The 2,498-nt window shown below is 66.9% G+C and carries 1 protein-coding gene; it reads left to right on the top strand.

Annotation, left to right across the window (positions count from 1 at the left end):
• Nucleotides 1-2,498, top strand: a 2,498-nt coding sequence (locus FJ940_RS28590; RefSeq protein ID WP_210242434.1) for a DUF5801 repeats-in-toxin domain-containing protein, incomplete at both ends; no start/stop codon positions are given.

Raw genomic sequence — 2,498 nt, 5'->3', positions numbered from 1 at the left:
GGCGCCGGCTCGGTCTCGGTCACCGTGACGGCGACCGATGGCGACGGCGACCACGTCACACAAAGCGCCGACATCTCTCAGACTGTCGTCTTCGAGGACGACGGGCCGAAGGTCCTGAGCGGCCATGCCGCACCGGTGACGATCGACGAGGACGACATATTCAGCCCCTGGTCGCAGGGTACCTCGCCCTATGACGGATCCGGCGACGGTTCGGGCACGGAGTTCCCGCTGGGTGCGGCGATCGCATCCGGCTCGCTGAACGGGCTTGTCGACTTCGGCGCCGACGGCCCGGCCGCCGGCGGCGGTTTCGGCTTCACCGGCACGGCGGCCGCAGACCTGACGGCGATCGGGCTGTCGTCGAAGGGCGCCGAGCTGAGCTGGATGGTCCAGGGCAACACGCTGGTCGGCTTTGCCGACAGCAACCACAACGGCGCTTACAACCCGTTTGGCGACCGCACCGTGATGACGGTGACGCTGAACGCCTCGAGCGGCGCCTTTGTGGTACGCCAGTTCGACCAGCTCGACCATGTCGCGCCGGCGGCCGGAACATCGGACCAGAACACCGCGCTGCAGACGCATCTGGGCGGCGGCAGCGTTTCCGGCATCGACCTCGGTTCGGTGTTCCAGGCCAAGGACGGCGACGGCGATACGGTCACGCTGACCGGCAAGGCGACCGTCACCGTGGTCGACGACGTGCCGCAGGTGTTCATCGCGGCGACCAGCGTGTCGGTCGTGCATGACGAGACGGCGGGCAACCAGAACGACGACACCAGCAGCGCCTCGGTCGCACACCAGTTCGATTCGCTTGGACTGGGTACGGCAAGCCTGGGCTATGCGCATGGCAGCCAGCCGGTGGTGCTGTTCGGGTCGCTGTTCGGCACGGACGAGCCGCGCGTGGCGGTGCTCAGCCTTTCGGTCGCGGCGCCGGGCACGGATTCGGGCCTGAAGACGACCGACGGGCACGAGATCTCGCTGTTCAAGGAAGGCAATCTGATTGTCGGCCGCGTCGACAACAACAATGGCACACCCAACGACAAGGGCGCTGTCGCCTTCGCGGTCTCGGTCGACCAGACCGGCCATATCTCGACGGCACAATATCTGTCGCTGCAGCATCCGCTGGCCGGCAACGGTTCGGCCGGCTCTTATGATGAGCCGGTCAACCTGTCGGACAAGATCAATGCGGTGGTCACTGTCACCGACTTCGACGGCGACACAGTCAGCCAGTCGCTCGCCATCGGCGCCAAGATCATCTTCGAAGACGACGGGCCGAAGGTCCTGAGCGGCCATGCCGCCCCGGTGACGATCGACGAGGACGACATTGCCAGCCTGCTGTCGCAGGGAACCTCGCCCTATGACGGGTCCGGCGACGGTTCGGGCACGGAGTTCCCGCTGGGTGCGGCGATCGCATCCGGCTCGCTGAACGGGCTTGTCGACTTCGGCGCCGACGGCCCGGCCGCCGGCGGCGGTTTCGGCTTCACCGGCACGGCGGCCGCAGACCTGACGGCCATCGGGCTGTCGTCGAAGGGCGTCGAGCTGAGCTGGGCGATCCAGGGCAACACGCTGGTCGGCTTTGTCGACAGCAACCATAGCGGCGCTTACAACGGGCTTAGCGACCGCACCGTGATGACGGTGACGCTGAATGCCTCGAGCGGCGCCTTCGTGGTGCGCCAGTTCGACCAACTCGACCATGTCACACCGCCGACCGGAACATCGGACCAGAACACCGCGCTGCAAACGCATCTGGGCAGCGGCAGCGTGGCCGGCATCGACCTCGGCTCGGTGTTCCAGGCCAAGGACGGCGACGGCGATACGGTCACGCTGACCGGCAAGGCGACGGTCACCGTGGTCGACGACGTGCCGCAGGTGTTCATCACCGCGACAGGCGTGTCGGTCGTGCATGACGAGACGGCGGGCAACCAGAACGACGACACCAGCAGCGCCTCGGTCGCGCACCAGTTCGATTCGCTTGGACTGGGCCCGGCAAGCCTGGGCTATGCGCATGGCAACCTGCCGGTGGTGCTGTTCGGCTCGCTGCCCGGCACGGACGAGCCGCGCGCGGCCGTGCTCAGCCTTGCGGTTGCAGAGCCAGGCACCGATTCGGGCCTGAAGACGACCGACGGGCACGAGATCTCGCTGTTCAAGGAAGGCAATCTGATCGTCGGCCGCGTCGACAACGCGAACGGTACGGCCAATCCCGGCGGCGCCATTGCCTTCGCGGTCTCGGTCGACCAGACCGGCCATATCTCGACGGCACAATATCTGTCGCTGCAGCATCCGCTGGCCGGCAACGGTTCGGGCGGCTCTTATGACGAGCCGGTCAACCTGTCCGGCAAGATCAATGCGGTGGTCACCGTCACCGACTTCGACGGCGACACAGTCAGCCAGTCGCTCGCCATCGGCGCCAAGATCGTCTTCGACGATGACGGGCCGAAGGTGACGGCTGTCGCCGCCACCGGCGTTACGGTAGCGCTTGACGAGACGGCGACCACGAGCACCCC

Origin of the sequence: Mesorhizobium sp. B2-3-7, from assembly GCF_006442695.1 — a bacterium.
In the GTDB taxonomy this organism is placed as follows: domain Bacteria; phylum Pseudomonadota; class Alphaproteobacteria; order Rhizobiales; family Rhizobiaceae; genus Mesorhizobium.
The sequence above is the reverse complement of the archived record's forward strand: the minus strand, read 5'-3'. Positions and strand labels throughout refer to the sequence as shown.